The following is a 1,169-nucleotide window of genomic DNA, read 5'->3' as shown; positions in this document are numbered from 1 at the left end:
GTCCTCACCAAAAAATCAAATATTATTGGTGATTTTTGGCGACAACTTTTATCTTATTTTAAGCGCGAAGCTGTGCATCTTTTTCGGCTGCCGCTTTAATCATTTTCGCAACCAAAGGCTCGATGACTTCATCTGTCAGCGTGTTTTTCATATCTTGCAAAATGATTTTGACGGCAACGCTCTTCATGCCTTCAGGCACGCCCGTACCGCGGTAAACGTCAAACACGCTGATTTCTTGAACCAGCTTGTTTGCTGCCGCTTTCAGGGCATTTAACAAATCATCATGCGTCACAGCCTCAGGCATTACAAATGCCAAATCTCGGCGCGCAGGTTGGAATTTGGATACAGACTGATAACGGGTTTTCTCACGACCCAATACCGCATCCATATCGATTTCAAATACCAGCGGCGCTTGTGGCAAGTCATATTTTTGCAGCCATTTCGGATGTAACTCGCCAACAAAACCAACTACTTTGCCGTCTGAAACAATATTGGCGGCACGTCCAGGATGCAATGCCGGATGTTCGGTCTTAACAAAGGATACTTCCTTGTTTTTCAAAAGACTCTCAACATCGGCTTTCATATCGTAGAAATCTACGTTGCGTGTTTTCTCACCCCATTGCTCAGGCAGCACAGAGCCATACCACAAACCGCCGATACGTTCGTTTTGAACAAATTGATCAGCCGAATCTGTGCTGAACACACGGGCAATTTCAAATACGCGTACTCGGTTTTGCTTGCGGTTCAAATTGTTTTGCAAAACTTCCACCAAACCGCCGATAAGCGTAGAACGCATAACGGCATACTGCGCCGCCAACGGATTTTGCAGGCGTATAGGATTGGTATTGGCAGCAAAGTCTTGCTCCCATTGCTCATCCACAAACGCATAGCTGACCACTTCGCGGTAACCGCGAGCCGCCATTTCGTTATAAACCGCAAAACGCGGGCGTTTGGTTTCAGGCAATGCCAACATTTTCAGACGGCCTGAAGTATAGTCGTCGGGAATATTTTCATAACCGTAAACGCGGCCGATTTCTTCAATCAAATCGGCTTCGATCTCGATATCGAAACGGAAGCTAGGAGAAGTGACACGGAAGCCTTCTTCGGTTTTCTCAGGCTGCAAACCCAAGTGTTGCAAGATAATTTCGACTTGCTCGGCAGGGATTTCA

At 46.4% G+C, this 1,169-nt stretch carries 1 protein-coding gene; it reads right to left on the bottom strand.

Annotated features, from left to right (window positions below):
• Positions 1-58: 58 nt before the first annotated feature.
• On the bottom strand, positions 59-1,169 hold a 1,111-nt coding region (locus ACTHS3_RS13800), incomplete at its 5' end, for a phenylalanine--tRNA ligase subunit beta (RefSeq protein WP_440368230.1).

This window comes from Neisseria sp. P0009.S007 (assembly GCF_051962515.1).
The sequence above is the reverse complement of the archived record's forward strand: the minus strand, read 5'-3'. Positions and strand labels throughout refer to the sequence as shown.